A 25,443-nucleotide genomic window follows, 5' to 3' on the forward strand; every position below is an offset into this window, starting at 1 on the left:
CACCGACAAACCACCGACAGCCCACCGACAGCCGCCGACACGCGACCGACCCCTGCCGACACGCGACCGACAGCACCGACTGCTTCCCCGACGACGGCAGAACCATCAATTGAGAAACCACGACGGCGAGCAACCAACTCCGCGAGAGCGGCGCCGGTTTAGGCGCAAAAACCAGCAGCCCGCCGACGGGGGACGATCGGCGGGCTGCCATGGTGCGGAGTTGGCTCAGTGGACGGAGTGCTCCTCCTGCGGGAACGTTCCGCCGACGACGTCCTCCGCGAACGCCTTCGCCGCGTTGCCCATGACCTCCCGCAGGTTCGCGTACTGCTTGACGAACTTCGGGACACGACCACCGGTCAGCCCCAGCATGTCCGTCCACACCAGCACCTGCGCGTCCGTCTCCGGCCCGGCGCCGATCCCGACGGTCGGGATGTGCAGGACACGCGTGACCTCGGCGGCCAGCTCCGCCGGCACCAGCTCCAGCACGACGGCGAACGCCCCCGCGTCCTGGACGGCCTTCGCGTCCCGCAGCAGCTGCGCGGCCGCCTCCTCGCCGCGCCCCTGGACGCGGTAGCCCATGGCGTTCACGGACTGCGGGGTCAGGCCGATGTGCGCCATGACCGGGATGCCGGACTCCACCAGCAGCTCGATCTGCCGGTGCGAGCGCTCGCCGCCCTCCAGCTTCACGGCTCCCACCCCGGCCTCCTTGACCAGCCGGGTCGCGCTGCGCAGTGCCTGCACGGGGCCCTCCTGGTAGGACCCGAAGGGCAGGTCGCCGACGATCAGGGCGCGCTGGGTGCCCCGTACGACCGCGGCGGACAGCATGGTCATCTCGTCGAGGGTGACGGGCACGGTCGTCTCGTACCCGAGGTGGCAGTTGCCCGCCGAGTCGCCGACGAGCATCACCGGGATCCCGGCCTCGTCGAAGACGGACGCGGTCATCGCGTCGTACGCGGTGAGCATGGGCCACTTCTCGCCGCGCTCCTTGGCGGCGGCGAGGTCGCGAACGGTGATGCGGCGCGTGCCCTTGCCCCCGTACAGCGCCTTGCTGCCGTCGGAGGGCTTCGTCTGGGCAGCCGAAAGCTGCGTCATTGCAACGGCTCCTTACGTCATCTCGAGGCGCCCTCACGGCGTCCCCGGACCATCTCCATGGTGGCACCTCGTGCCAGGGAGGACCAGAGCACCCCCTGTGGGTAAAACCTCAGTAAGAGGTTCCGATACGAGACGGTCTCGTATCGGAATGGTCGTAGCCTCGGCGGCATGACTTCTGCTGACGTCCCCTCCGCCCCCCGAATACCGGAAGCGGTGCACCGCCGCCGCTGGGCGATCCTCGGCGTGCTGATGCTGAGCCTGCTGATCGTCGTCCTCGACAACTCGATCCTGAACGTGGCGGTCAAGACCATCTCCACCCCCGCCCCCGTCGGCCTGGGCGCCACCCAGAGCGAGCTGGAGTGGGCGATCAACTCCTACACCCTCGTCTTCGCCGGCCTGCTCTTCTCCGCCGGCCTCCTCGGCGACCGCGTCGGCCGCAAGAAGGTCCTGCTCGGCGGCCTCGCGGTCTTCGGCATCGGCTCCGCGCTCGCCGCCGAGTCCGGCTCGCCCGCCCAGCTCATCGCCTTCCGCGCGGTGATGGCCCTCGGTGCCGCGTTCGTGATGCCTGCGACCCTCGCCGTCCTCATGAACGTCTTCGAACGCGAGGAGCAGCCCAAGGCCATCGGGATCTGGGCGGGCGGCGTCGGGCTCGCCATCGCCATCGGACCCGTCACCGGCGGCCTTCTCCTCGACCACTTCTGGTGGGGCTCGGTCTTCCTCGTCAACGTGCCGATCGTGCTGCTCGCCATCGCGCTGATGCTGTGGCTGGTGCCCGACTCCCGCGACCCCGACCCCGGCCGGATCGACCCCGTCGGCGTCGTCCTGTCCGTCGTCGGCCTGGTCCTGCTCGTCTACGGCATCATCAGGGGCGGCGAGCTCGCCGACTTCACCGACCCGACCGTGCTCGGGACGATCGCCGCGGGTCTCGTCGTCCTCGTCGCGTTCGTCGTCTTCGAGAAGCGCAGCGACCATCCGTCCCTCGACGTCAGCTACTTCAAGAGCCCGGTGTTCTCGGCCGCGATCGCCGTCATCGCGCTGGTCTTCTTCGCGCTGATGGGCGTGACCTTCTTCTCGGTCTTCTACACCCAGAGCGTGCGCGGCTACTCGCCGCTGCAGACCGGCCTGCTGATGCTGCCGCTGGCCGCCGCCCAGCTGATCTTCGCGCCGCGGGCCCGGCTGGTCGTCGACCGCTTCGGCAACAAGGCCACGACGACGGCCGGCATGCTCGTCATCGCGGCCACGCTGGTCGCGTTCGCCACGCTGGACGCGGACACGCCGATCTGGGTCCTGGAGGTCGTTTTCTTCTTCATGGGCGCCGGGATGGCCCACATCATGACGCCGACCAGTGTCGTCATCATGCAGGCCCTGCCCCGCGAGAAGGCCGGCTCCGCCTCCGCCCTCAGCAACACCTTCCGCCAGGTCGGCGGCGCGCTCGGCATCGCCGTGCTCGGCTCCGTGCTGTCGACCGCGTACCGGGGCGGCATCGAGGACAAGCTGGGCGTCGTGCCGGCGGGTCTGCGCGAGACGGCGGGCGAGTCCATCGAGGCCACCCTGGGCGTCGCCGCGAAGCTCGGCCCGCAGGGCAGGACGCTGGTCGAGCCGGCCTACGACGCGTTCCTGCACGCGATGCACGTCACCGCGCTGTGCGGGGCCGGGGTGGCCGTCGTGGGCGCCGTGGTCGTGGGGCTCTTCCTGCCCGGCAAGCCGAAGACGCCTCAGGGCGCGCAGGAGGAGGGGGAGTTGGTGCGGACGGAGTCGTAGCACCGTCCGGCGACGCTTTCCCTGAGTGACAATCTCCCCAGTGCGAAGAAGGGACGGACGGACGTGAGCCTCGCGGAGAGTGGCACCGGTGTGGAGCAGCCCGGGCGGGGGCGGCCCCGTAGTGAGGCGGTGGAGCGGGCCATCATCGAAGGGACGATGAAGCTGCTGGAGGAGGGGGTTCCGCTCGGTGAGGTGTCCATCGAGCGGATCGCCCGTACCGCCGGTGTCGGCAAGGCGGCCATCTACCGCCGCTGGAGCGGCAAGGAGGAGCTCTTCGTCGACGTCGTGCGGGCCGCCGAGCCGGAGGACCCCGAGCTGCCCGGCACCTCCATGCGGGACGACCTGGTCGTGCTGCTGGAGTCGCTGCGGCAGCGCGGGCTGGCCAACAGGGCCTCGGCGATCCTGCACACCGTCCACGCCCAGATGAAGACCAGCCCCAGGATCTGGGCGGCCTACCACAACACGGTCATAGCGCCCCGCCGCCGTCTGGGCCTGGACGTGCTGCGCCGTGGCCAGGAGAACGGCGAACTGCGCGCCGACGTCGACCTCGAACTGGTCAACGACCTCTTCACCGGCCCCATGCTCGTCCGTTCCCTCCTGCGCCCCGACGCCGATCTCACGGAGGGCCTCGCGGAGCAGATCGTCGATACGCTACTGGCCGGTCTACGGCCCGTCAGTTCCCCGGCGAGTCCGCCCGAATGTGCGCGTTTCGTCACAGACCGGTCCTTGTGAGCCGCGACCGGAACCCCTGACACCGACCCGTTCGTCCTCGCCCCCGTACGGCCGTCATGGGACGGCAGGATCCCAGCCGATCATCCCCTAGGGTCGTACCCGCGGGGGATGAACGGTGTGCACGGCAGGCAGTGAGGCGACGGTATGGCGCAGCAGGCGTACATGACGGAGACGGACAACGGCGGCTCGGGGCCCGAGCCGCGGGGAACCCGGCTTCGGCGCCTGCTCGGACGCCTGGCCGAGCGACTGCCGGCGAGCTGGCGCGGGGACCCGAGGATCTGGCGCCGCGGCGCCGTCGTCGCCGTACTCGCCCTGTCGCTGGCCCTGGTGATGGTGCTGCACTCGCGCATCCCCAACCGCTTCGGCAACCTCGGCAGCCTCACGGAGACGTTCCTGCCCTGGCTCGGCCTCTTCGTCCCGCTGCTGCTTGTGCTGGCGCTGGTGCGCAGGTCGGCGACGGCGCTGATCGCGGTGGTCGTCCCGGCCGTGGTCTGGCTGAACCTCTTCGGCGGGCTGCTCACCGACAAGACCGCCAGTGGCGGCAACCTCACCGTGGCCACGCACAACGTCAACGCCGACAACGCCGATCCGTCCGGCACCGCTCGTGACGTGGCCGCGTCCGGCGCGGACGTGCTGGCCCTGGAGGAGCTGACCGCCTCGGCGGTGCCGGTGTACGAGAAGGCGCTGGCGGCGACGTACAAGTACCACTCGGTGCAGGGCACGGTCGGGCTGTGGAGCAAGTACCCGATGAGCGATGTCGCCGACGTCGACATCAAGCTGGGCTGGGTCCGCGCGATGCGGGCGACCGTGACCACCCCGGAGGGGCCGGTCGCGTTCTACGTCGCCCATCTGCCTTCCGTACGCGTCAAGCTCCAGGCCGGGTTCACAGCCCGGCAGCGCGACAAGAGCGCGGACGCGCTGGGCGAGGCGATCGCCGCCGACCCGCTGAGCCGGAAGGTCCTGCTCGGCGACCTGAACGGCACGATGAACGACCGCTCCCTCAACGCCGTCACCTCCCAGATGCGTTCGGCGCAGGGCGCGGCCGGCAGCGGCTTCGGCTTCAGCTGGCCGGCGTCGTTCCCGATGGCGCGCATCGACCAGATCATGGTGACGGGCGTGGAGCCGGTCACCTCATGGACCCTGCCGGAGACCGGCAGCGACCACCTGCCGGTGGCGGCGCGTGTGAAGGTCACCACATCGTGACCGGGTGACCTGCCGGAATACCGGGCCGGAGCGGGTTTGTTCCGTACTTGAACATACGATGGAACAGAACCCCTCTTCGGAAAGGCACAGACGCTCCATGCCCCTGGCCCTGCTCGCCCTCGCCGTGGGTGCCTTCGGCATCGGCACCACCGAGTTCGTGATGATGGGACTGCTGCCCGACGTCGCGGACGACCTGCACATCTCGATCCCGACGGCCGGCCATCTGGTCTCCGCGTACGCGCTCGGCGTCGTCATCGGCGCCCCGCTGCTGGCGGCGGCGACGGCACGGCTGTCCCGGCGCACGGTCCTGATCGCCCTGATGGGCCTGTTCGTGGTGGGCAACGCGCTGTCCGCGTTCGCTCCGGGCTACGACTCCCTCCTGGCCGCCCGCTTCCTCAGCGGCCTCCCGCACGGTGCCTTTTTCGGCGTCGGCGCGGTGGTCGCCACCGGCCTGGTCGCGCCGGAACGCAAGGCCCGCTCCGTGTCGCTGATGTTCCTCGGCCTCACGGTCGCCAACATCGCGGGCGTCCCGGTCGCCACGCTCGTAGGCCAGCACCTGGGCTGGCGGGTCACCTTCCTCGGCGTGAGCGTGATCGGGCTGGCGGCGATAGCCTTCCTGGCCGTACTGATCCCGCGCTCCCGCCCGCAGGCGGCACCCGCCACGGGCCTGCGCGGCGAACTGGCGGCGCTGAAGTCGCTCCCGGTCTGGCTGGCACTCGGTACGACGGTCGCGGGCTTCGGCGCGCTCTTCGCCGCGTACAGCTACGTCACGCCGATGCTGACGGACGCCGCCGGATACGCCGACTCCAGCGTGACGCTGCTGCTCGCGCTGTTCGGCGTGGGCGCGACGATCGGCAACCTGCTCGGCGGACGACTGGCGGACCACGCGATGCGGCGCACGCTGTTCGGGGGCCTGACCTCCCTGGCGGCCGTCCTGGCCCTCTTCCCGCTGCTGATGCGCGCGCAGTGGAGCGGCGCCCTGGCGGTCGTCCTCCTCGGCGTCGCGGCCTTCGTCGCCGGCACCCCGCTCAACATGATGGTCATGGAGAAGGCGTCTTCGGCCCCCTCCCTGGCCTCCTCCGCCAACCAGGCGGCCTTCAACCTCGCGAACGCCGGCGGCGCCTGGATCGGCGGCCTGGCCCTGGCGGCGGGCTTCGGCGTGACGTCGCCGGCGGTGGCCGGGGCGGGGCTGGCGGTGCTGGGGCTGGCGGTCGCGGGCGTGGCGTACGGGGTCGACGCACGGCGGGCCGCAGCCGCACGCCCAGCTCCGAACACGGCCCGCGAGCGCGTCGTCGCCGTGAACACGCCCCGGCGGACGAAGGCGGAGGCACGCCGCTGACGCCGGCGACCGGAGCGACGCCTCGGGCACAAGGCACGCGGCACTGTTCGCACGCACTCCGGCGGCAGCAGCTCCACACCCCTAGAGCAGCCCCAGGTCGCGGGCGCGCAGGGCGGCCTGGGTGCGGTCGCGCAGGGCGAGGCGGCCGAGGATGCGGGAGACGTGGTTCTTGACCGTGCCCTCGCTGAGGTAGAGCCGTGCCGCGATCTCCCGATTGGTGTGGCCGCGGGCCACCAGCCGCAGGATGTCGATCTCCCTCGGGCTCAGGGCGACGGAGGGACCGGGTGGGCCCGGGGCGGGGCCCGGGGTGGGGAGCGCGGCGGTGAGGCGGCGGGCCACCGAGGAGTCGAGCTGGGTGACGCCCGCGTGGGCCAGGCGCACCGCATGCGCGAGTTCCTCGGCCGGCAGGTCCTTGAGCAGGTAACCGCTCGCACCGGCGCGCAGCGCCTGGACGACGTACTCCTCGTCGTCGAACGTCGTCAGCATCACGACCCGGCACTCGGGCGCCCTGGCACGCAGGACGACGACCGCCTCGACGCCGTCCAGCTCGGGCATCCGGACGTCCATCAGGACGACGTCCGGGCGTAGTTCGAGCGCCTTCGCCACCGCGTCCCGGCCGTCCACCGCCGTGCCGACGACCGTGATCCCGGGCCGCACCGAGAGCAGCGAGGCGATGCCGTCCCGGATGAGCCGCTGGTCGTCCACGACCAGCACCCTGACTCCCGGCTCATCGGTCACGTCCTCGTCGTTCATGCCGCCCCTCCCCGCGGAACGGTCACCGTCAGCCGCGTACCGGCGCCCGGACCGCTTTCGACGTCCACTCTCCCCGCCACCAGGTGCACCCGTTCCCGCATGCCCGGCAGCCCGAACCCGCCGGTCGCCTCCCGCGGTGCGAATCCGCAGCCGTCGTCGGCCACCACGAGCCGCGCCTCGTCCTCGGCCAGGCGGAGCACCACCCTCACCCGGGACGCCCCCGCGTGTCGGCGCGCGTTCGTGACGCCCTCCTGCGCGGCCCGGTAGAGGGCGGTCAGTTCCGCGGTGCCGTAGCCGTCCTCGGCGCCGCTCACCTCGACCGTGACGCGCGGCCCGGCTCCGTCGCCCCGCGCCAGCGCGGCGAGTTCCTCGGCCAGCGTGGGCCGTGCCGCCTCTCCGCGCAACGCCCGCACGGACCGCCGTACATCGGCGAGCGCGAGCGTGACCGAGCGCCGTGCCTCGCCCAGCGCCCGCTGGGCCGCGTCGGGGTCCAGCGCGCGAAACTCCGCGGCCATCTCCAACTGCACGGACATCGCGGTGAGATGGTGGCCGAGGCTGTCGTGGATGTCGCGGGCCAGTCGGTTGCGCTCGCCGGCGGCGGACAGCTCCGCGACGCGCGCTGCGTACTCCTCCAGGGCCCGCCGCGCCCGCTGTTCGCCGACGGCCACCGCCGCCATCGCGATCGCCAGCACCAGGCCGACGAAGAGCATCAGCGCGTCGGACACGTGCTCCAGGTCCCGGTACCAGCCGGGGATGGTCAGCACGTACCTGGCGAGCAGCCCTGCCAGGCACAGCCCGCCCAACGCCAGCGCGGTCATGCGGCCGTAGGAGAAGTAGGCGGTGAACGGCAACAGCACGAACAGCACCTGGGCCAGCCCCGAGGCGTCGAGCAGCACCACCGCGACGACCAGCGCGCCGCGCGCGAGCAACAGCGGCAGCCGGGCCGCGGGGCGGGCACGCTCCACTGCTTCCAGAGCGAACAGCCCCCCGAGCGCCGCGACGAAGCCCGCCGTGCGCCAGGCCGTCGGCCGCCCGGCCCCGTCGCCCAGGTCGGCGGCCACGTAGTAGAGCCCGCCGGCCAGCACCGCCCCGTACAGCAGCGGCGCCACCCACCGCACCGGCACGTGGTCCGCCATACGCACCACCCCCTGACCCCGTCGCCGCCAGGCTAGCCCGGCCGCGCCGGGAGCCGTGCGGAACCGCGTCGGGTCCGGCCGTACGACACATGCCGAACGGCCGTACGGCGCCCCTGGGATGGTGACCTCCGGCCGCCGAAGTCGCCGTCCCTCACCTCCCGGCGACGGCCGCCCGCCGCCTACGTTTCCAGCGCCGACCTGTCGTCCGAGCACCCGGAGGTGCCCGTCATGCCCTCACCGTCCGTACGCGCCGGCGCCCTGTGCGGGGCCCTGTCCGGCCTGCTGATCGCGCTGCCCGGCCTGATCGAGGCGTTCACGGGGGAGACCGCCGCGACCAGCCTGCTCCTCGCGCTCTCCCCGGCGCTCGCCCTGCCCCTGCTCGCCGCGCTGCACCTGCGGCAGGCCCCGGCCGCCGGCCGCTTCGGGGACACCGCCCACACCCTCAACCTGATCGGCCTCGGGCTGTTCGGCGGTGCCGCGTTCGCGTCGAACCTGGTGCTGTTCTACTTCGACGACGACGTGATCGAGGACACGCTGACCGGCCCCACGATCCCGGCGCTGATCGGCTCGGCAGCCGTCTTCGCCGCGGGCTGCGCCCTGTTCGGCGCGGCGATGCTGCGCGCCCGCGTGTTCCCGAGGATCCCGTCGTGGGGGTACGCGGTCGTCCTCCCGGTGTTCGCGTTCGTGACCGCGCTGCCGGACTCCCTGCTCAGCAGCGCGCTGCACGTGGCGGTGGGCGTCATCCTCATCTGGCTCGCCGCCGCGCTGTACCGGAGCCCGGACAGCGCCGCCGCTTCCCGGGCGATCACACGGACCGCGGCCTAGTGCTCCGGCCGGGAAGGTCCGGTGGTCGGCGTGGACGAGCACCGGCACGGTCGCGGTGGTGTCCGGCGGTGTCCGCGGGCTTTCCGGGCCAGTACCGGATCGCGACCGTACTGGGCCAGGGCGTCGCTACACCGACTCCCGCCAGCCGTTCGTGATCGGCAGCCGCCGGTCCTTGCCGGAGCCCGTCGCCGAGATCTTCGTGCCCGGGGGACGGGGCGCGCCGTACCACCTAGTGGTCACCGTTCCGTCTCCGGGGTGTCGAAGCGGGCCAGGTCGCGCAGCCAGGCGCGTGCCGAGCTGTCGGACGGTGCCCGCCAGTCGCCGCGCGGGGAGAGCGAACCGCCCGCCGAGACCTTCGGCCCGTTCGGCATGGCCGAGCGCTTGAACTGCGCGAACGCGAAGAAACGACGGCAGAAGACCTCCAGCCACCGCCGGATCTCGGGCAGGTCGTAGGCGACCCGCTTGGCCTCCGGGAAGTTCGGCGGCCAGGCGCCGGCCTCCCGGTCGTGCCAGGCGTGCCAGGCCAGGAAGGCGATCTTCGACGGCCTGAAGCCGTAGCGCAGCACCTGGAAGAGGGTGAAGTCGTGCAGCGCGTACGGGCCGATCTTGGACTCGGTGGACTGCATCTCCTCGCCCGGTACGAGCTCAGGGCTGATCTCCGTGTCGAGGATCGCGGCGAGGACCTTGCTGGTCTCGTCGTCGAACTGGCCGCTGCTGATGACCCAGCGGATCAGATGCTGGATCAGCGTCTTCGGCACGCCGGAGTTGACGTTGTAGTGGCTCATCTGGTCGCCCACGCCGTACGTGGACCAGCCGAGCGCCAGCTCCGACAGGTCACCGGTGCCGAGCACGATGCCGCCGCGCTGGTTGGCGAGCCGGAACAGGTAGTCGGTGCGCAGACCCGCCTGCACGTTCTCGAAGGTGACGTCGTACACCGGCTCGCCGGAGGCGAACGGGTGGCCCATCTCCTTGAGCATCAGCCGCGCGGTCGGCGTGATGTCCAGCTCGGCCGCGGTGACGCCGATCGCGCGCATCAGCCGGTGGGCGTTGTCCTTGGTGTGGTCGCTGGTGGCGAAGCCGGGCAGCGTGAAGGCCAGGATGTCGCTGCGCGGGCGGCCCGCCCGGTCCATCGCACGGGCGGCGACGATCAGCGCGTGCGTGGAGTCGAGGCCGCCGGACACCCCGATGACCACCTTCGGGCCGCCGATCGCCGCCAGCCGCTGCTGCAGGCCCTCGACCTGGATGTTGTACGCCTCGTAGCAGTCCAGGGCGAGGCGGTCGGGGTCGGCCGGCACGAACGGGAAGCGCTCCACGCGACGACGCAGTCCGAGGTCGGTGAGCGGTGGATCGAGCTCGAACGCGACCGTACGGAAGTCGCCGGTCCGCGCGCGGTGCGTACGGCGGTTGTCGTCGAACGTGCCCATCCGCTGCCGCTCCTGCCGCAGCAGGTCGAGGTCCACGTCGGCCACCGCGTACTCGTCGCCGAGCGGGAACCGTTCGGTCTCCGCCAGCAGCACGCCGTTCTCGTAGATCATGGTCTGGCCGTCCCAGGACAGGTCGGTGGTCGACTCGCCCAGTCCGGCCGCCGCGTAGACGTACGCGGCGAGGCAGCGGGAGGACGCCGAGCGGCACAGCAGCTTGCGGTCCTCGGCCCGCCCGACCGTGATCGGGCTGCCCGAGAGATTGACGAGGACGGTCGCACCGGCGAGGGCCGCCTCCGCGCTGGGCGGCACCGGCACCCACATGTCCTCGCAGATCTCCGCGTACAGCACGAGACCCGGGATGTCGTCCGCCGCGAATAGCAGATCCACACCGAACGGCACGGCCTCACCGCCCACGCGGATGGACCCGCCACGCTCGTCGGCCCCGTCGGCGATCTGCCGGCGCTCGTAGAACTCCCGGTAGTTCGGCGGGTACGACTTGGGCACGACACCCAGGACGCGGCCGCGGTGCACGATCACCGCGCAGTTGTAGATCCGGTTGCGGTGGCGCAGCGGAGCACCGACGACCAGCACCGGCAGCAGCTGAGCCGACCCGGCCACCACCTCCTGGAGCGCCTCCTCGACCTGGTCGAGCAGCGCGTCCTGGAGCAGCAGGTCCTCGATCGAGTAGCCGCACAGCACCAGCTCCGGGAAGACGGCGACGGCGACCCCCTCCTCCGCGCACCGGCGCGCGTGACGCAGGACCGCCTCCGCGTTGGCGTGCGGGTCCGCGATGACGGTGTGGCCCGTGCACGCGGCGACGCGTGCGAAGCCGTGCTGATAGATCGACCAGAAGTTCAAGTGAGGCACGGCGTCAGTGTAATCGTCAAAGCGACGCGATTGATCGTGCGCCCGTCCACCGACGGGAACGGGCGCACGACTACCGCAGGGCCTCAGCGGCGCCGGTACGACTCGACGTAGCCCTTCGCGGGCGTGCCCACGCCGGTGACGTCGTCGTAGCCCTTCACGGCGGACAGCGAGCTGTCCTTGCCAAGGCTGCGCACGGAGGTCAGCAGACCGTCCGCCGCGTCGTAGCTGTTGGCGTAGTCGACGCGCGCGACCGCGAGGCCGGAGCCCGTCGGGTCGTCGGTGACGTCGTGATAGACCCGCGTCCCGTACTGGGAGTAGATCGACGGGTTGGCGAACCCGATCGCGTGGCCGCCGCGCGCCTGCTGGGCGAGGGCCTGTACGGCGGCGATGACCGGCGCGGCCAGCGAGGTGCCGCCGATGCGGTACTCGCTGTACTGCTGCGAGCCGTCCGGGAAGGTCTGCGTCTGCCCGACCTTGAAACCGGTGTTCGGGTCGGCGATGGCCGCGATGTCGGGGACGACACGGTTGCCGGCGGCGCTGTTGGCCGTGGCGAGCGCGTCCGGGACGACACCCTTCTGGTAGTACGGCTCGGCGACCGTCCGGCTCGTCCCGCCGCCCGCGCCCGAGGTGAACGCGCCCGGGAAGTCCGTCCAGCTCCTGCCGTCGGCCGACAGGGACGCCTTCTCCGTGCCCCAGCCGGTCTCCCACAGGTACGTGTCGCCCTTGCCGACCGCCAGCGAGGTACCGCCGACCGCCGTCACCCACGCCGAGTTGGCCGGGGTGTCGACCTGCTTCGTGCCGGTGTGGGCGACCTCGTCGCCGTTGTCGCCGGAGGAGAAGTAGAAGCCGATGCCCTCGACCGCGCCGAGCTGGAAGACCTGGTCGTAGGCGGCCGCGAGGTCCGGCGTCTGGTTGGCCTCGATGTCGCCCCAGGAGTTGGAGACGAGGTCGGCCAGATGGTTGTCGACGATCTTGCCGAGCGAGTCGAGCAGGTCGTCGTCGTAGCAGGAGGCGGCGCCGACGTAGGTGACGTTCGCGGCGGGCGCGACCGCGTGCACGGCCTCGACGTCGAGGGTCTCCTCGCCGTACCAGCCGGAGGCGTCGCACTCCTTGGTCTTCGTGTAGTTCTCGGGCAGCACCTGGGTGAGCTGCCCGGCCTTCCAGGCCGCGTCCCCGTGCTTCTTCGCGTAGGTGGCCGCGTCGTAGGCGATGGTCGGCGAGGCGTACGCGTCGGTGATGGCGACGCGCACCCCCTTGCCGGTGTACGTGCCCGCGCCGTACGCGGCCCGCAGCTGCTTGCCGGTGTACCCCTGCACGGCGTACGGGATCTTCGTGCCGTACGCCTCCGGCAGCGCGGTCGCGATGTTCGAGCCGTAGTACGACGAGAACGGCCCGGCGTTCCTGAACACCGCTGCGGGCGCCGGGAGTTGGTCCTTGGCGCTCGCCCTGTGCGGCGCGTTGTCCAGGCCGGTGACGGTCAGGACCGCGCCGTCCAGGCTCGCGGGTGCCGAAGCCGTCGCCGCGGGCGCACGGTAGGCCGTCGAGCCCTTGGTGTAGTTGTGCAGCTGGGTGCCGAAGGCCTTCTCGGCGGCGGCCACGTCACCGGTGACGGAGACGTAGTGCCGGGTGACGCCCGTGACCTTCAGACCGGCCGACGTCAGCCATGCCCTGACCGCGGAGACCTGTGCCGCGGTCGCGCCGAAGCGGGCCTGCGCCTGCTGTGCGCCGAGGTACTTGCCGTAGTCGGGCGAGCTCGGGTCGGACACGGCCTTCGCGTACCGGGCGAGGCCGGCGGCGTCCCGGCCGGCGAGGTAGACCCGCGCGGTGACCGGGGCGCTGTCCGGGGTGGCGCCCCGGTCCGCCTTGGCCGTGGCCCACGCGGGCCTGGTCCCGGCCAGCGGATCACGGGCCGGGCCGTCCGCGGCGTGCGCCGCGGGGATGCCGAGCGCCAGCGCACCGGCGATCATGGGCAGTGTCGCTGCCATGCTCGCCCCGGCGCGCAGCGCGGCGCGTGTGGATCTCATGGGACCCCCTGTGGGTGGTTCGTCGCGAGTGGATCACTCGACGCTCGCCACTCTGTCGATGAACCGTTCATGCCAGGGGAATACGGAGACCAAGAAGAACCCTGCCCGGGCCAAGAAGAGCCCAAGTGATCGGAATGCAGGGTGATTTGAGGCTTACGCCCGTCGCGTCGGGCGCCGCGCGGGCGCTACGGCCGGGGTTTCGCGCCCCGCTCCTTCAGCAGGTCCGCCATGAGCCGCAGCTCCGACTCCTGCCCTTCGACCATGCCCTGCGCGAGCCGCTTCTCCACACCGACCGTGCACTTGGCGACACAGCCCTCGGCCATGTGGATGCCGCCCTTGTGGTGGTCCGTCATGAGCTGCAGGAAGAACACCTCGGCCTGCTTGCCGTTGAGGGTCCCCAGCTTCTTCATCTCGGCGTTGGTGGCCATGCCCGGCATCAGCGCGCCGTCCTCGCCGGAGGCCATGCCGCTCATGCCCATCCAGGCCATCGGCTCCTGCGAGGACACCTTCGGCAGCCCCCACAGATCGAGCCAGCCGATCAGCATGCCGCGCTGGTTGGCCTGCGTCTGGGCGATGTCGTAGGCGAGCCGCCGTACGTCCTCGTCCTGGGTGCGGTCGCGCACGATGTACGACATCTCGACGGCCTGCTGATGGTGCACCGCCATGTCGCGGGCGAAGCCGGCGTCCGCCGAGTCGGCGGACGGGACGCCGGCGCCGTTGTCCCCGGCGACGGAGTAACTGATCGCCCCGGCCGCGACCAGCACCCCGGCCACGGCCACGGCGATCCCCGCATACCTCACTGCGACAGACCGCCCGTGCACGCGGCACCCGGCTCGGGCGTCTGCTCGCCCTGCACGAACTTCTCGAGGAACTTGTCCACGTTCGGATCACTCGCGCCGGTCACCGTCCGCTGGTGCCCCCACGCGGTCAGCATGATCGGATCGGCCTGCTGGTCGTCCGGGCTCATCAGCGTGTACGGCGTCTTCTTCACCTTCGCCGCGAGCGCGTCGACGTCCGTCTTCGAGGCCTTGCTGTTGTACGTCACCCAGACCGCGCCGTGCTCCAGGGAGTGCACGGCGTTCATGTTGTTCAGCGCCTTGGTGTAGACGTCGCCGTTGCAGTTCATCCAGGCCTGGTGGTGGTCCCCGCCGACCGGGGGCTCGGTCGGGTACTTCACGGTCTTGGTGACGTGGGTCCGACCGAGCGTCCCCTTCCACGTCTTCACGCCGTCCGAGCCGGTGACGAACTTCCCCGCGGTCGCCTTCGCGTCGGTGGAGGAGTCGTCCGACTGCGACTGCACCAGGAACACGGTCCCCGCGACGAGCCCGGCGACCACGACGAAGCTCGCCGTGACCGTGAGGATCCGGTTGCGCCGCTCACGCGCCTGCTCGGCTTTCCGCATCTCCTCTATGCGCGCCTTGCGCGCCGCGCTGGTGCTGTTCTTGGCGGAACCCATGGGGCCTGTCCTTCGGGGGAAAGGGGCGGGACGGTGAGGCGTACGGGGTGTTCGGGGCTTACGGGTCCGCTGATCGTAATAGGGGAGGGAGGGGATCTCGTAGGCAGGTCACAGCCAACTGTGGACCGGGCGGACGCCGAGACTGCCCCCGGGATAATTTGAAGCCGAGATGCGTATTATCTACCCTTCCCCTCATGCGGCTCTTGCGATCCACCGACCTGGCGCTGCGCGTCCTGATGCGGCTCGCGGTGGCGGGCGAGACCACCCCCACGACCCGTGACGTGGCGGCCGCCATGGAGGTCCCCTACACCCACACGGCCAAGGTCGTGGCCGAACTCCAGCACATGGGCCTGCTGGAGGCCCGCCGCGGCCGTGGCGGCGGCCTCGCGCTGACCGAGAAGGGCCGTACGGCGTCGGTGGGCGCCGTGGTCCGCGCCTTCGAGGGCGACGGCGACGTCGTGGAGTGCGAGGGCGCGACCCCCTGCCCCCTGAACTCCGGCTGCCGGCTGCGAGGAGCGCTGCGCCGGGCCCAGGAGGCCTTCTTCGCGTCCCTCGACCCGGTGACGGTGTCGGACATGGTGGCGGAGCCGACGGGTCCGTTGCTGCTGGGGATCTCCCGGCCGGGCTGAGCCCGCCCTTCCGCACGGTGCTTGTCGTCGCCCCTGTCAGTGGTCGTCGCTACCGTCCCGTGCATGCGATCACTGATCACGGCCGTCCGCGCACACGAAGGGGCCGCCCGCTTCCTCGCCTGGCCGGGCGACTTCGACCTGGACCGGGGCGACCACGCCGAGGAAGTCCACCTCGCCTCGGGCGCCGCGCTGGAGGCGTTCGCGGGCGACGGCGCCGGAGGCACGTACTTCTTCTGCGGCGACGGCGGCGAGGAGCGACCGGTTCTGTACGCGGACCTCGACGGCCGCGCCACGCTCGTCGCGATCGGCCTTGCCGAACTCCTGCACCTCCTCCTGGTCGCCCCGTGGTGGCGGGACTGCACGGCGTTCACCACGGAGCAGAGCCGGGAGCTCGCCGCCGAGTACCTCGCGGACCTGCCCGGCCTGCCGGCCGACCGTGACCGCGCCGCCGCGGCCCTCGGCCTGGACCTTCCGGACGAGGCGGAGGTACTGGCCCGGCTGCGGGAGGTCGCCCTCGGCCTGGGCAAGGACTTCGTCCTCGTCTTCACGCCGGAGGGGGAGCCCTACGATCCCCTGTTCACCGGCTGAACCGCGCCGCGGCCCTCAGGCCCCCGCCAGCCACAGATCCGGCCCGAACACCTCGTAGTGCACGTCCGCCGGAGCCACTCCCTTCTCGATCAGCTGGGCCCTGACGGCGCGCATGAAGGGGAGCGGGCCGCACAGGTACGCGCGCGTGCCGGGGTGGACGGGGACGTCCGTGAGGTCGGCGAGGCCGGTGTGGGCGCCCTCGGGGGCGTCCTGCTCGTACCAGAGGTGGACGGTCGCCTCGGGGAGCTTGGCCGCGTAGGTCTCGTGGTCCGTGCGCAGGGCGTGGTCGGCGGGGGAGCGGTCGGCGTGGACGACGGTGACGGGGGCGTCGTGGCCGGTCGCCGCCAGACGGGCCAGCATCGGGATCATCGGGGTGACGCCGATGCCGGCCGAGGCCAGGAGCAGGGGGGTGCCGGGGGCGTCGGCGAGGACGAGGTCGCCGTACGGCTCGGACAGTTCGAGCACGTCGCCCTCGTGCACGCGCGCGTGCAGGTGGTTCGAGACCTCGCCCTCCGGGGTCTCACCGCCGGGCACCCGCTTCACGCTGATCTGGCGTACGGCCGCGTCGGGGGCGGCGGAGAGGCTGTACTGGCGGATCTGGTGGGCGCCGTCGGCGAGTCCGGTGCGGACGGAGACGTACTGGCCGGGGAGGAAGTCGCGGACCGGGGCGTCGTCGAGGGGGCGCAGGCGGAACGTGACGACGTCCGGGGTCTCCGCGACGCGCTCCACGACCTCCCACGTCCGCCAGGTGTGGCCGCCGCGCTCCTCGTACAGCCGCTTCTCGATCGCGATCAGCGCGTTCGCCATCAGCCAGTAGACCTCGTCCCAGGCGGCCGCGACCTCGGGGGTGACCGCCTCACCGAGGACGTCGACGATGGCCGCGAAGAGGTGTTCGTGGACCACCTGGTACTGCTCGGGGGCGATGCCCAGGGACGCGTGTTTGTGGGCGATGCGGGTCAGCATCGCGTCGGGGCGGGTGTCCGGGTGCTCGACGAGGTGTGTGGCGAAGGCGGCGATCGAGCCGGCCAGGGCCTGGCGCTGGGTGCCGGCGGCCTGGTTGCCGCGGTTGAACAGATCGCGCAGCAGCTCGGGGTGGGCGGCGAACAGGCCCGAGTAGAAGCGTTCGGTGATCTCGCCGATGGCCGCTCCGACGACGGGGAGCGTGGCGCGGACGGTGGCTGCGGACTGGGCGGACAGCATCAGGCCTCCTGGGACTCGCTTGCCGGGGCCCTGTTCGGCGGCCGGCGGTCGGCACCGTAATAAAACTTGCATCTGAGATGCAAATTAAGGAGGTGGGGTGGGACGGAGGGGCCGGGCATTACGGATGTCAGTCCGAGCAGGCAAGATGGGCGGCAGAGCAGTACATCTGCCGTACGCGAGGCGTTCAGGCCCGGGTCGCCGTCACGATCAAGGTCCGCAACGCGCACGAAATGCGGTTGTGGTGGGATGCTCAGGTGCCCGACCGCCTCCCGTGGGACGGGGGACAGGCGGCCTGACCAGCAAGGATGGGGAAGCGGAAGATGGACAAGCAGCAGGAGTTCGTGCTCCGGACCTTGGAGGAGCGCGACATCCGGTTCGTACGCCTGTGGTTCACGGACGTGCTGGGCTTCCTCAAGTCCGTCGCCGTGGCCCCGGCGGAGCTCGAGCAGGCGTTCGACGAGGGCATTGGTTTCGACGGCTCCGCCATCGAGGGCTTCGCCCGCGTGTACGAGTCCGACATGATCGCCAAGCCGGACCCCTCCACCTTCCAGGTCCTGCCCTGGCGCGCCGAGGCCCCCGGCACCGCCCGCATGTTCTGCGACATCCTCATGCCGGACGGCTCCCCGTCCTTCGCCGACCCGCGGTACGTGCTCAAGCGCGCCCTGGCCCGCGCCTCCGACCTGGGCTTCACCTTCTACACCCACCCCGAGATCGAGTTCTTCCTGCTGAAGGACCGCCCGCTGGACGGCTCACGCCCGACCCCGGCCGACAACTCGGGTTACTTCGACCACACCCCGCAGAACATCGGCATGGACTTCCGCCGCCAGGCGATCACCATGCTGGAGTCGATGGGCATCTCGGTCGAGTTCTCCCACCACGAGGGCGCCCCCGGCCAGCAGGAGATCGACCTCCGCTACGCCGACGCGCTCTCCACGGCCGACAACATCATGACGTTCCGCCTGGTCATGAAGCAGGTGGCGCTGGAGCAGGGCGTCCAGGCGACCTTCATGCCGAAGCCGTTCTCCGAGCACCCCGGCAGCGGCATGCACACCCACCTCTCCCTCTTCGAGGGCGACCGCAACGCCTTCTACGAGTCCGGCGCCGAGTACCAGCTGTCCAAGGTCGGCCGGTCCTTCATCGCCGGTCTGCTCAAGCACGCCGCCGAGATCTCCGCCGTCACCAACCAGTGGGTCAACTCCTACAAGCGCATCTGGGGCGGCTCCGAGCGCACCGCCGGCGCCGGCGGCGAGGCCCCCTCCTACATCTGCTGGGGCCACAACAACCGCTCCGCCCTCGTCCGCGTCCCGATGTACAAGCCCGGCAAGACGGGCTCGGCGCGCGTCGAGGTCCGCTCCCTGGACTCCGGCGCCAACCCGTACCTGGCCTACGCCATGCTCCTGGCCGCCGGCCTCAAGGGCGTCGAGGAGGGCTACGAGCTCCCGCCGGGCGCCGAGGACGACGTCTGGGCGCTGTCCGACGCGGAGCGCCGCGCCATGGGGATCGAGCCGCTGCCGCAGAACCTGGGCGAGGCACTCACCCTCATGGAGCGGAGCGACCTCGTGGCCGAGACGCTCGGTGAGCACGTCTTCGACTTCTTCCTCCGCAACAAGCGGCAGGAGTGGGAGGAGTACCGCTCCGAGGTCACCGCGTTCGAGCTGCGGAAGAACCTGCCGGTGCTGTAGGCGCGGGGCAGGTTGCGTTTCCGCCAGAGCGACATGCAAGGCCGGCGACATGCAGGGCCGACGGTCAGGACACCGTCGGCCCTGTCTCGTCTCCCGCCGGCCCGGCTACCAGTTGGGTGTCACGTCGGATCCGAAGCCGCCACCGGCCGGGCGCTTTTCGAAATGGAGATGGGGGCCGGTGGAGTTTCCGGTGGAGCCGACTTCTCCGATCTTCTGGCCGGCCTTGACTGAACCCCCCTTCACGATCCGCTTGACGAGGTGGCAGTACCAGAAGTCGAATCCGTCCGCGCGTAGCACGAGGAACCTGCCGAAACTCCTGTCGTATCCGCTGCGGGCTATGGAGCCGCTGCGCACCGCGACGCACGGCTTGCCCGTGGGAGCGGCGTAGTCCGCGCCGGTGTGATAGCCCAGGGACCAGTGAGGCCCCTTCTTCCGGTGGGGGGTCGTGACCCCGTGTCCCGGCACAGGAGACGTGGCGCGGGCACCAGGAGCTTTGGGGACGCGGAGTCGGTCCCAAGAGGTCTTGCCGGGAATGCCGTTGGCGTCAGCTCCCTTGAACCCGAGCTTGCGCTGCCAGGCGGCGTACGACTGTTGATCGGCATCGGTCCACTCGGGACCAGGACCTGTTTGGTACTTCCCGCACCCTTCCGCCACCAGGCGTTTGCCCATCGCGGCGATCACGGCACTGCGTCGTCCTTTGCGGAAGAATGCCGCTCCTGGGAACGGTGCCAGCGCAGGCATGGTCCTCCCTCCTTTCAGTAAGGGGACGGTCAGTAAGGGACCGGATCTCAGTAAGGGGCCGGATCACGATGCGGGTTCGCCTGCTGAACGCGTGAAATGTCACCGTACCGGCGCCAGATGTAGTTGATGGCCGCCGCGATATTCGCCACCGGATCGTAGATTCGGTCGGATGTGCCCGCCTGGTGGTTCTCCGCGAACGTATCGGGAATCACCTGGGCGTAGCCGCGTGAGCAGTTGAGCCTGGCACCGTCCGATTGAATGGGGCCTGTTGCGTTCACATCGTCCCGGTTCACAGCGTTCGGCCTGAAGGATGACTCACGGAACACGAGAGTCAACAGGTTCGCTCCGTTGCTGACGCCCGTCACCCAACTCCTCGGTGCACCGGTCCTGTCGCATGCCTGCTCGGCGAACGCGCGGGCCGTGGCCTCGTCCACGGCCACTCCCGAGTTCCTCGAGAAGCGCACGGAACTCTTGGTGATGGCCCCGGGATTGCGGCAGTCCACGACGAACCCGGCTCGGGCGCCGAGCTCTGCCAGTGAGGAACAGCCGGGAAATCCATCAGCGGCCGAGCCGGTGAATCCCAGTACGCGCTGCCACGCCGCGTAGGCCGATCTCGTCTGCTCGCCGAAGAAGCCGGTGGCGCCCGCGGGGATGTTCATTCCGACTGCGATGAGCCCGGCTTGAATGGCCTTGACCTCATCGTTGCGCTTGCCGAACCGCACATTGGAAAGAGCAACCATCGTGCCTCCTCGACCGTCGGAGGCCGGTAAGGAGTGAGCCTGCTGGTCGGCACAGTCGCCCCTGGTTCCACCATGCGCCCCAGGGGAGGCGCGCGCAAACGCGGCAACGTGCAGGTATGCAACCGGTGATGTAGGCGCAGCTCCCCGCTACGGGCAGGTGGCCGCATACGGCAGACCCGGCGCGTACTGCTGCCACTCCTCGCGGGACAGGCCGGTTCCGGTGATGCCGCAGGCCACGCCGGTCGGGTCGGCGGCGATGGCCGGCAGGTCACCCAGGTCCCACAGTTCCACCGTGCCGGTGTCCACGGTGACGGCCAGCGTCCTGCGGTCACCGCTGAACCGGACATCCACCACGTCGGCCATGACATCCGTGAGCGTCGTCGCGAACGTCGGGGGCGTCGAGCCCGTCACGGACCACAGCCCCGCCCGGCCCGTGCGGCCTCCGGTCGCGATCAGGTGACCCGCCGGGTGGAGATCGAGCTGCGAGACTCTGTCGGGAACCTCCGTCGAGGAGAGGAAGCGGCGCTCCTTGCCGTCCACCGACCACACGGCCAGGGCGAGCTCATCGGTGGTCACCAGGTGACGTCCGTCGCCGCTGAAGGCCGCGGAATCGTAGCTCTCGAAGCCCATCGACCGCAGACGCGACCCCGGATCCGAACTGCGCCGCGGAGGCAGCAGGGCCGGGGCGGACGGCTTCGTGACGTCCCACAGGGCGCCGGGGAGGGCCAGGGTCGTGCCGTCCGGCCCGAAGACCGCCGGGGTGGTGCCCATGAAGGGGAAGGACGGCAGGCCGGGGTCCGGGGAGGCGGAGGTCCGCGCACGGGGCGTGTAGGGGTTCAGCAGCTTGGTGGGCACCGGGTGGCGCGGGTCGCGGACGTCCCACAGGCCGGCCCAGGGCTCGCCGAAGAGTTCGGCGCCGACTGCCGCGAGCATCGGCCGGCGCGGGCTGAGCGCGACCGCCGTCACCCCGGACTGCGCGGAGATCGCGGCCAGTTGACGCGGCGCGCCCAGATCGGAGGTGTCCCACAACGTGATCCTGCCGTCGGGGGTCCCGTCGCCGGCCTGACTGCCGACGGCCAGCACGGAGCCGTCGCCGTTGAAGGAGACCGTCTCAGCGGTCTGGAGCTGGCCGGTCAGCGGTGTCTTCCTGCGCGGGCGGGCAGGATCGGAGGTGTCCCAGAGCCACACCTTGCCACCGGTGCCCGCGACCGCCAGTTTGCGGCCGTCGGGGCTGAACGCCGACGCCGTGAGCCGGAAGGCGTCCATGGTCAGGGTGGCGGCACGCACCGGGGCGCGGCTGCCCGTCAGCCAGCGGGTGAGGACACCCTCCTGGTCCGCCAGACTGATGGTCCGGCCGTCGCGGCTGAAGCCGGCGGCGTAGACCGGCCTGGTGTGCTGGCCCAGCATGACCGGCCGGCCGGGGCGTGCGGGATCACTGACATCGCGGAGAAAGACCGTCCTGTCCAGCACGGAGACGACCAGGGAACGGCCGTCCGGACTGAACACGGCCGACTCCACCTGGTCCTTGTGGTCCAACCGGGCCAGCTGCCGGGGCGTCCTCGGACTGCGGAGGTCCCACAGCGTGAGCGTCCTGTAGTCCCCGACGGCGAGGACGGGGGCCGCCCGGCTGAACACGGCGATGCCGAAGGAGGGGCGCCGTGCCACCGCCCGGGGGCGCCGCACGTCCCGGATGTCCCACACCGTCCACCCGGTGGTGTGGGTGACGCTCTCCGGTTCGAGGGAGCCGTCCTTGGCGGTGAGGACGCCGGAGCCGGTGACGAGGGTGCGCCCGTCGGGGCTGAACATGGCCGTTTCCGAGTCGTGGGCGGGAAGCGCTGCGGTCAGCCGCCGTGGCGCGGACGGTTTGGTCACGTCCCACAGCTGCAGCGTGCCGTCGGCCCCGCCCGTGACCACGGCCATGGTGGTGCCGTCGGGGCTGAAGGCCGCCGATTCGGCGTCCTGCACGGCCTGGCGCAGCACCCGGCGTGGACGGGCGCGGTCGGTGAGGTCCCACAGCATCAGGCTGCTGGTGCCCGGCTTGCCGCCGTCGGACGGGTTCACACCGACGTTGCCGACGGTCGCCAGCAAGCGCCCGTCGGCGCGGAACGTCATGCTCCGCACGGTCTCCTCGTGACCGGTGAGCGGGGCGAGCCGCCTCGGGTGGACGGCGTCGTGCGTGTCCCACAGCGTGACATCGGTGTCGGACGCGGTGGCCAACAGGGTGCCGTCGGCGCCGTAGGACGCCAGGTCGTGTTTCCCGGCACCTGTCACGGACCGGCCGGCCAGGCGTGTGCGGTGCAGCGTGGTGATCAGCCCCTCCCGCGCCTCCGCCGTCGGCTTGACGCGCCCGGCGGCCATGCTGAGACGCAGGGAGAGAAGAGGGTCGCTGTCCCGCAGGTTCTCGGCCTCCGCCTGCAGCGCCCGCACGGTGGCCAGGCGGCGTTGCTCCTCGGCCAGCTGCCGCTGCTTCTCGGCCTCCCGGCGCCGCTCGTTGGCGAGGTTCGCCATGATCAGCGCGATCACCAGCAGCACCGCCAGGGCGGCGACGCCGGCGCGACGCAGCCGTACGGTGCGGGCGTGCTGACGTACCTCCTCGCTGTCCAGTTCGTCCTTGGAGACACCGTGAACGGCGGCCGCCAGCATGCCGACGGCCTCCCGGAACCTGCCGTGGCTCAGGGAGAGGTCCGGCTCGGCGGCGGCCCAGCGCAGGTCCACCCAGAGCGGCTCCCCCTGGAACCAGCCCCGCAGATCGTCGGGCAGGGCGGTGGTCTGCTCCCACTGGAAGTCGCCCTGGTCGTGGTCCCAGACGATCTCACCGCCGGTGAGGACGATCAGCAGCGTGCCGGGGCCGCGGTGCGCCTTCCAGAAGGAGATCTCCCGCCGCACCCAGGGAGACCGGGCCGACTCCGGCGAGGCCAGCAGAATGAAGTAGCGAGAGCTCTCCAGGGCCCCCTCGATGGTGGTCCACAGGTCCGGATTGGCCGCCAGACTGGCCTGGTCGCGGAAGACCCGCAGGGCGCGCGGCCGGTTCCAGGGCTTGGCCAGCCGGTGCAGTCCATGCTGCAGAGCGGGGGCGAGCGCGCTGTCCGCCGCATGGCTGTAGGACACGAAGGCGTCGTAGGAGCCCCGGACCGCGGGGGAGGGCTTGCCCGCCGGGGACGGCTCGGGCGTGGGGGACGGCGTCATGAGTGCGACGCCCTCCACAGCGTGTGCTCACGCGAGATGGCGTCCTCCGATCCCGCGACGAAGCCCGCCCACTCCTCCTCGGTCCGCGCATGCCGTATCCGCGCACCGATGGTGGCCAGCTCGTGGTGGGCCATCGCATAGGCGGTCGCGAGGTTCTGGTGCTGCTTGGTCTGCACCCACGCCACTCCGGCCGCGGCCAGCGCGGCCACGAGACCGGGGAGATCGATGTCGATCAGACCGCCGGCCTTCAGCACTCCGGCGGTCAGACCGAGGAGTTCCAGTACGGCGAGGAGGACCGACCACTGCGTGGCCCTGCGCTCGTTCCAGCGGGCCTTCGTCCCGTACCACTCCTGCTGGTTCCTGATCCGCGACCGCAGATACAGCTCACGGCGCTGCTCCAACGGCAGCGCACGGACGCGGCGCATGCCCTCGGTCACCTGCTCCGGACTGCCGTGATCGGGGATCAGCAGGATGGGTTCGACATCGGACTCGATCTCGGTGAACCGCGCGAGCAGCAGGTCCGCGGCCTGCTCCTCGTCGAGGTCCGTGATCCCGAGCGGACTGCCGCCCACCATGTACCGCCAGGTCAGGGTCTTCGTCGACTCGGCGACCGCGCGCCCCGCGTACCACTGCCGGTCAGGACGCTCCCTCAGCATGTACACATCGCTGACGAGAGCCGCCCCGAAGGCCACCGACGCGACGACGGCGGCCACGTCGGTGCCCCCGGCCCGTAAGGCCACCACACCGAAGGCCGCGGCGGTCACCAAAGCGCCGAGCCGGAACCGCGTGACGAGGAGATGGCGGCGCTGCCCCTTGATCGAGTTTCCGTCGGCCGAACGGTACAGCGCCGGGAAGTCCTCGAAGCCGACCGTCACCGCCATGCGCTCCCCCTCCCCGGGACCTGACCCCAGGATGCCCGAACTCCTTTGTCCCATGGGTCAGTTCATCCCGGTGATGGTGCCCGGTGCTCCCCGCGGGCAATCAGCACAAGTGGCAGGAGAAGGTGCAGCGGCGCGCCCCCCGGCGGACGGAGCCCGGGTGCGCTACTGCTGCCGGGCCACTTCCGCCAGCACCTGGTGCAGCGGCTCCGTGGTGCGGCGGCGGTACTCCTGGATGGACCAGCCGTTGCCGTCCGGGTCGGTGAAGTACATGAAGGTGGCGCCGTCGTCGGGGGCGTACTGGATCGGCTCGGAGACGTCCAGGCCGCGCTCCAGGAGTTCCGCGCGGGCGGTCTTGATGTCGGCCACGCACAGCTGGAGGCCCTGGTAGGAGCCGGGGGCCGGGCGCGGGCCCTTCGCCATCTCCCAGATGCTGTCGCCCAGGGCGATCGAGCAGCCCGAGCCGGGTGGTGTCAGCTGGACGATCCGCATGCCCGGCATGACCTCCTGGTCGATGTCCACGTGGAACCCGACCTTGTCGCGGTAGAAGTCCCGGGCCCGGTCGATGTCGCTGACCGGCAGCGGAATCACTTCGAGCGTGTACTGCATCGCTGGTCCTCCCAGTCGCCTCTGACGAAGTCGTGCCGGCGGTGTCAGCCGAACCGCCACCGTGTCTGGCCGAACGGCTCCCCCTTACCGAAGCCGAAAACCGTGCGCGGCGCCACCGCGAAGACGAGGGCATTTCCGGAGCCGTGGTGGAAGTGACCGTTCCGCACCTCGAAGTGCCAGACGGCGCCGTACTTGGCCTCCCAGGCCGCGGCCAGCTCGCGCAGCCGGCGGTCGTCGGTCACCCGTACCGCCTCGCCCTCGACCACCAGGTCGTAGCCCTTGTCCCAGGTGTTGGTGCCGGTGGTCAGCGTGACGTGCGCGTTCCGTTCGAGGTTCCGCGCCTTGCGTTCCCCGGGGCCGGTGCAGAAGTGCAGAGCCCCCGAGGACCAGACCGCGAGCAGCGGGGTGACGTGCGGCCGCCCGTCCGGCCGTACCGTCGAGATCCAGAACAGCTCCGCCTCGGCGAGCAGGGCCTCGGCCCGCGGCCAGGGGGTCGCGGTGGCCGTCTCGTCGCTGTAGCGCGTGTCGAGACGCGTGTGGGGTTCGTGGTCGGTCATCGGGCGCCTCCTGGCATCGTC

The 25,443-nt window shown here is 71.1% G+C and carries 22 protein-coding genes and 1 pseudogene; 8 read left to right on the forward strand and 15 right to left on the reverse strand.

From position 1 onward, the window contains the following. Positions 1 to 225 precede the first annotated feature (225 nt). Complete coding sequence (gene panB / locus IE263_RS26870) at positions 226 to 1,092, reverse strand: 3-methyl-2-oxobutanoate hydroxymethyltransferase (RefSeq protein WP_189940357.1); 867 nt, start codon at positions 1,090 to 1,092, stop codon at positions 226 to 228. Positions 1,093 to 1,260: 168 nt separating this feature from the next. On the opposite strand from panB, the gene IE263_RS26875 reads away from it, so the two are divergent. From IE263_RS26875 to IE263_RS26890, 4 genes are all read left to right on the forward strand, one after another. Beyond that, entirely contained in the window at positions 1,261 to 2,853 is a 1,593-nt protein-coding gene (locus IE263_RS26875; protein ID WP_189940358.1) for an MFS transporter, read from the forward strand. 63 nt (positions 2,854 to 2,916) lie between these two features. Further along, positions 2,917 to 3,585 (forward strand): TetR/AcrR family transcriptional regulator, encoded by a 669-nt coding sequence (locus IE263_RS26880; protein ID WP_189940359.1) that lies wholly within the window; start codon positions 2,917 to 2,919, stop codon positions 3,583 to 3,585. A gap of 144 nt (positions 3,586 to 3,729) precedes the next feature. Beyond that, entirely contained in the window at positions 3,730 to 4,788 is a 1,059-nt protein-coding gene (locus tag IE263_RS26885) for an endonuclease/exonuclease/phosphatase family protein (RefSeq protein WP_189940360.1), read from the forward strand. A 97-nt stretch (positions 4,789 to 4,885) separates the two neighbouring features. After that, complete coding sequence (locus tag IE263_RS26890) at positions 4,886 to 6,127, forward strand: MFS transporter (RefSeq protein WP_189940361.1); 1,242 nt, start codon at positions 4,886 to 4,888, stop codon at positions 6,125 to 6,127. An 81-nt stretch (positions 6,128 to 6,208) separates the two neighbouring features. Here the strand turns inward: IE263_RS26890 and IE263_RS26895 are convergent, their stop codons facing one another. Together IE263_RS26895 and IE263_RS26900 are read right to left on the reverse strand one after the other, a co-directional pair. Further along, the gene (locus IE263_RS26895) at positions 6,209 to 6,880 is read right to left on the reverse strand and encodes a response regulator (protein ID WP_189940362.1); all 672 of its coding nucleotides are present in this window, start codon (positions 6,878 to 6,880) and stop codon (positions 6,209 to 6,211) included. Further along, the gene (locus tag IE263_RS26900; protein ID WP_189940363.1) at positions 6,877 to 8,016 is read right to left on the reverse strand and encodes a sensor histidine kinase; all 1,140 of its coding nucleotides are present in this window, start codon (positions 8,014 to 8,016) and stop codon (positions 6,877 to 6,879) included. The genes IE263_RS26895 and IE263_RS26900 overlap by 4 nt, the downstream gene beginning before the upstream one ends. 228 nt (positions 8,017 to 8,244) lie before the next feature. On the opposite strand from IE263_RS26900, the gene IE263_RS26905 reads away from it, so the two are divergent. Continuing rightward, positions 8,245 to 8,841: a hypothetical protein gene (locus IE263_RS26905; protein WP_189940364.1), complete on the forward strand. Its 597-nt coding sequence runs from the start codon at positions 8,245 to 8,247 to the stop codon at positions 8,839 to 8,841. 236 nt (positions 8,842 to 9,077) lie between these two features. Here the strand turns inward: IE263_RS26905 and IE263_RS26910 are convergent, their stop codons facing one another. The 4 genes from IE263_RS26910 to IE263_RS26925 form a co-directional block, all read right to left on the reverse strand. Further along, positions 9,078 to 11,123, reverse strand: a complete 2,046-nt coding sequence (locus tag IE263_RS26910; RefSeq protein WP_189940423.1) for an NAD(+) synthase — start codon at positions 11,121 to 11,123, stop codon at positions 9,078 to 9,080. A 92-nt stretch (positions 11,124 to 11,215) separates the two neighbouring features. Beyond that, entirely contained in the window at positions 11,216 to 13,156 is a 1,941-nt protein-coding gene (locus tag IE263_RS26915) for a S53 family peptidase (protein ID WP_189940365.1), read from the reverse strand. Between the two features lie 185 nt (positions 13,157 to 13,341). Further along, on the reverse strand, positions 13,342 to 13,956 hold the full coding sequence (locus tag IE263_RS26920) for a DUF305 domain-containing protein (protein ID WP_189940366.1): 615 nt from the start codon (positions 13,954 to 13,956) through the stop codon (positions 13,342 to 13,344). Further along, positions 13,953 to 14,612: a thioredoxin-like domain-containing protein gene (locus IE263_RS26925; RefSeq protein WP_189940367.1), complete on the reverse strand. Its 660-nt coding sequence runs from the start codon at positions 14,610 to 14,612 to the stop codon at positions 13,953 to 13,955. The genes IE263_RS26920 and IE263_RS26925 overlap by 4 nt, the downstream gene beginning before the upstream one ends. A gap of 194 nt (positions 14,613 to 14,806) precedes the next feature. Between IE263_RS26925 and IE263_RS26930 the strand changes: the two genes are divergently transcribed. Continuing rightward, the gene (locus tag IE263_RS26930; RefSeq protein ID WP_189940368.1) at positions 14,807 to 15,241 is read left to right on the forward strand and encodes an RrF2 family transcriptional regulator; all 435 of its coding nucleotides are present in this window, start codon (positions 14,807 to 14,809) and stop codon (positions 15,239 to 15,241) included. Positions 15,242 to 15,304: 63 nt separating this feature from the next. Next, on the forward strand, positions 15,305 to 15,829 hold the full coding sequence (locus IE263_RS26935; protein ID WP_189940369.1) for a hypothetical protein: 525 nt from the start codon (positions 15,305 to 15,307) through the stop codon (positions 15,827 to 15,829). A 15-nt stretch (positions 15,830 to 15,844) separates the two neighbouring features. Here the strand turns inward: IE263_RS26935 and IE263_RS26940 are convergent, their stop codons facing one another. Then, complete coding sequence (locus IE263_RS26940) at positions 15,845 to 17,029, reverse strand: globin domain-containing protein (protein WP_189940370.1); 1,185 nt, start codon at positions 17,027 to 17,029, stop codon at positions 15,845 to 15,847. A 320-nt stretch (positions 17,030 to 17,349) separates the two neighbouring features. Here IE263_RS26940 and glnA2 point away from each other — a divergent pair, with 320 nt between their 5' ends. After that, entirely contained in the window at positions 17,350 to 18,711 is a 1,362-nt protein-coding gene (gene glnA2 / locus IE263_RS26945; RefSeq protein WP_189940371.1) for a gamma-glutamylpolyamine synthetase GlnA2, read from the forward strand. Between the two features lie 105 nt (positions 18,712 to 18,816). Here glnA2 and IE263_RS48780 read toward each other — a convergent pair whose 3' ends face one another. The 7 genes and pseudogenes from IE263_RS48780 to IE263_RS26975 all read right to left on the reverse strand — a co-directional run bounded on the left by IE263_RS48780 (position 18,817) and on the right by IE263_RS26975 (position 25,422). Beyond that, positions 18,817 to 19,176 carry a M23 family metallopeptidase gene (locus IE263_RS48780; RefSeq protein WP_308430731.1) on the reverse strand — a complete coding sequence of 120 codons (360 nt, stop codon included), beginning with the start codon at positions 19,174 to 19,176 and terminating at the stop codon, positions 18,817 to 18,819. A 30-nt stretch (positions 19,177 to 19,206) separates the two neighbouring features. Then, positions 19,207 to 19,449: pseudogene (locus tag IE263_RS48785) on the reverse strand (peptidoglycan-binding protein); the annotation flags it as partial. Between the two features lie 50 nt (positions 19,450 to 19,499). Beyond that, complete coding sequence (locus IE263_RS26955; RefSeq protein ID WP_229911182.1) at positions 19,500 to 20,192, reverse strand: transglycosylase SLT domain-containing protein; 693 nt, start codon at positions 20,190 to 20,192, stop codon at positions 19,500 to 19,502. A 147-nt stretch (positions 20,193 to 20,339) separates the two neighbouring features. Then, complete coding sequence (locus IE263_RS26960; protein ID WP_189940373.1) at positions 20,340 to 23,378, reverse strand: TIR domain-containing protein; 3,039 nt, start codon at positions 23,376 to 23,378, stop codon at positions 20,340 to 20,342. After that, positions 23,375 to 24,259, reverse strand: coding sequence for a DUF4231 domain-containing protein (locus IE263_RS26965; protein ID WP_189940374.1), 885 nt, complete (start codon positions 24,257 to 24,259; stop codon positions 23,375 to 23,377). The genes IE263_RS26960 and IE263_RS26965 overlap by 4 nt, the downstream gene beginning before the upstream one ends. Before the next feature lie 162 nt (positions 24,260 to 24,421). Next, a complete protein-coding gene (locus tag IE263_RS26970) occupies positions 24,422 to 24,865 on the reverse strand; it encodes a VOC family protein (protein WP_189940375.1) in 444 nt (147 codons plus the stop codon). 44 nt (positions 24,866 to 24,909) lie between these two features. Further along, complete coding sequence (locus tag IE263_RS26975) at positions 24,910 to 25,422, reverse strand: pyridoxamine 5'-phosphate oxidase family protein (RefSeq protein ID WP_189940376.1); 513 nt, start codon at positions 25,420 to 25,422, stop codon at positions 24,910 to 24,912. Between the last annotated feature and the right edge of the window lie 21 nt (positions 25,423 to 25,443).

Source organism: Streptomyces aurantiogriseus (assembly GCF_014649375.1).
Taxonomy (GTDB): Bacteria; Actinomycetota; Actinomycetes; order Streptomycetales; family Streptomycetaceae; genus Streptomyces; species Streptomyces aurantiogriseus.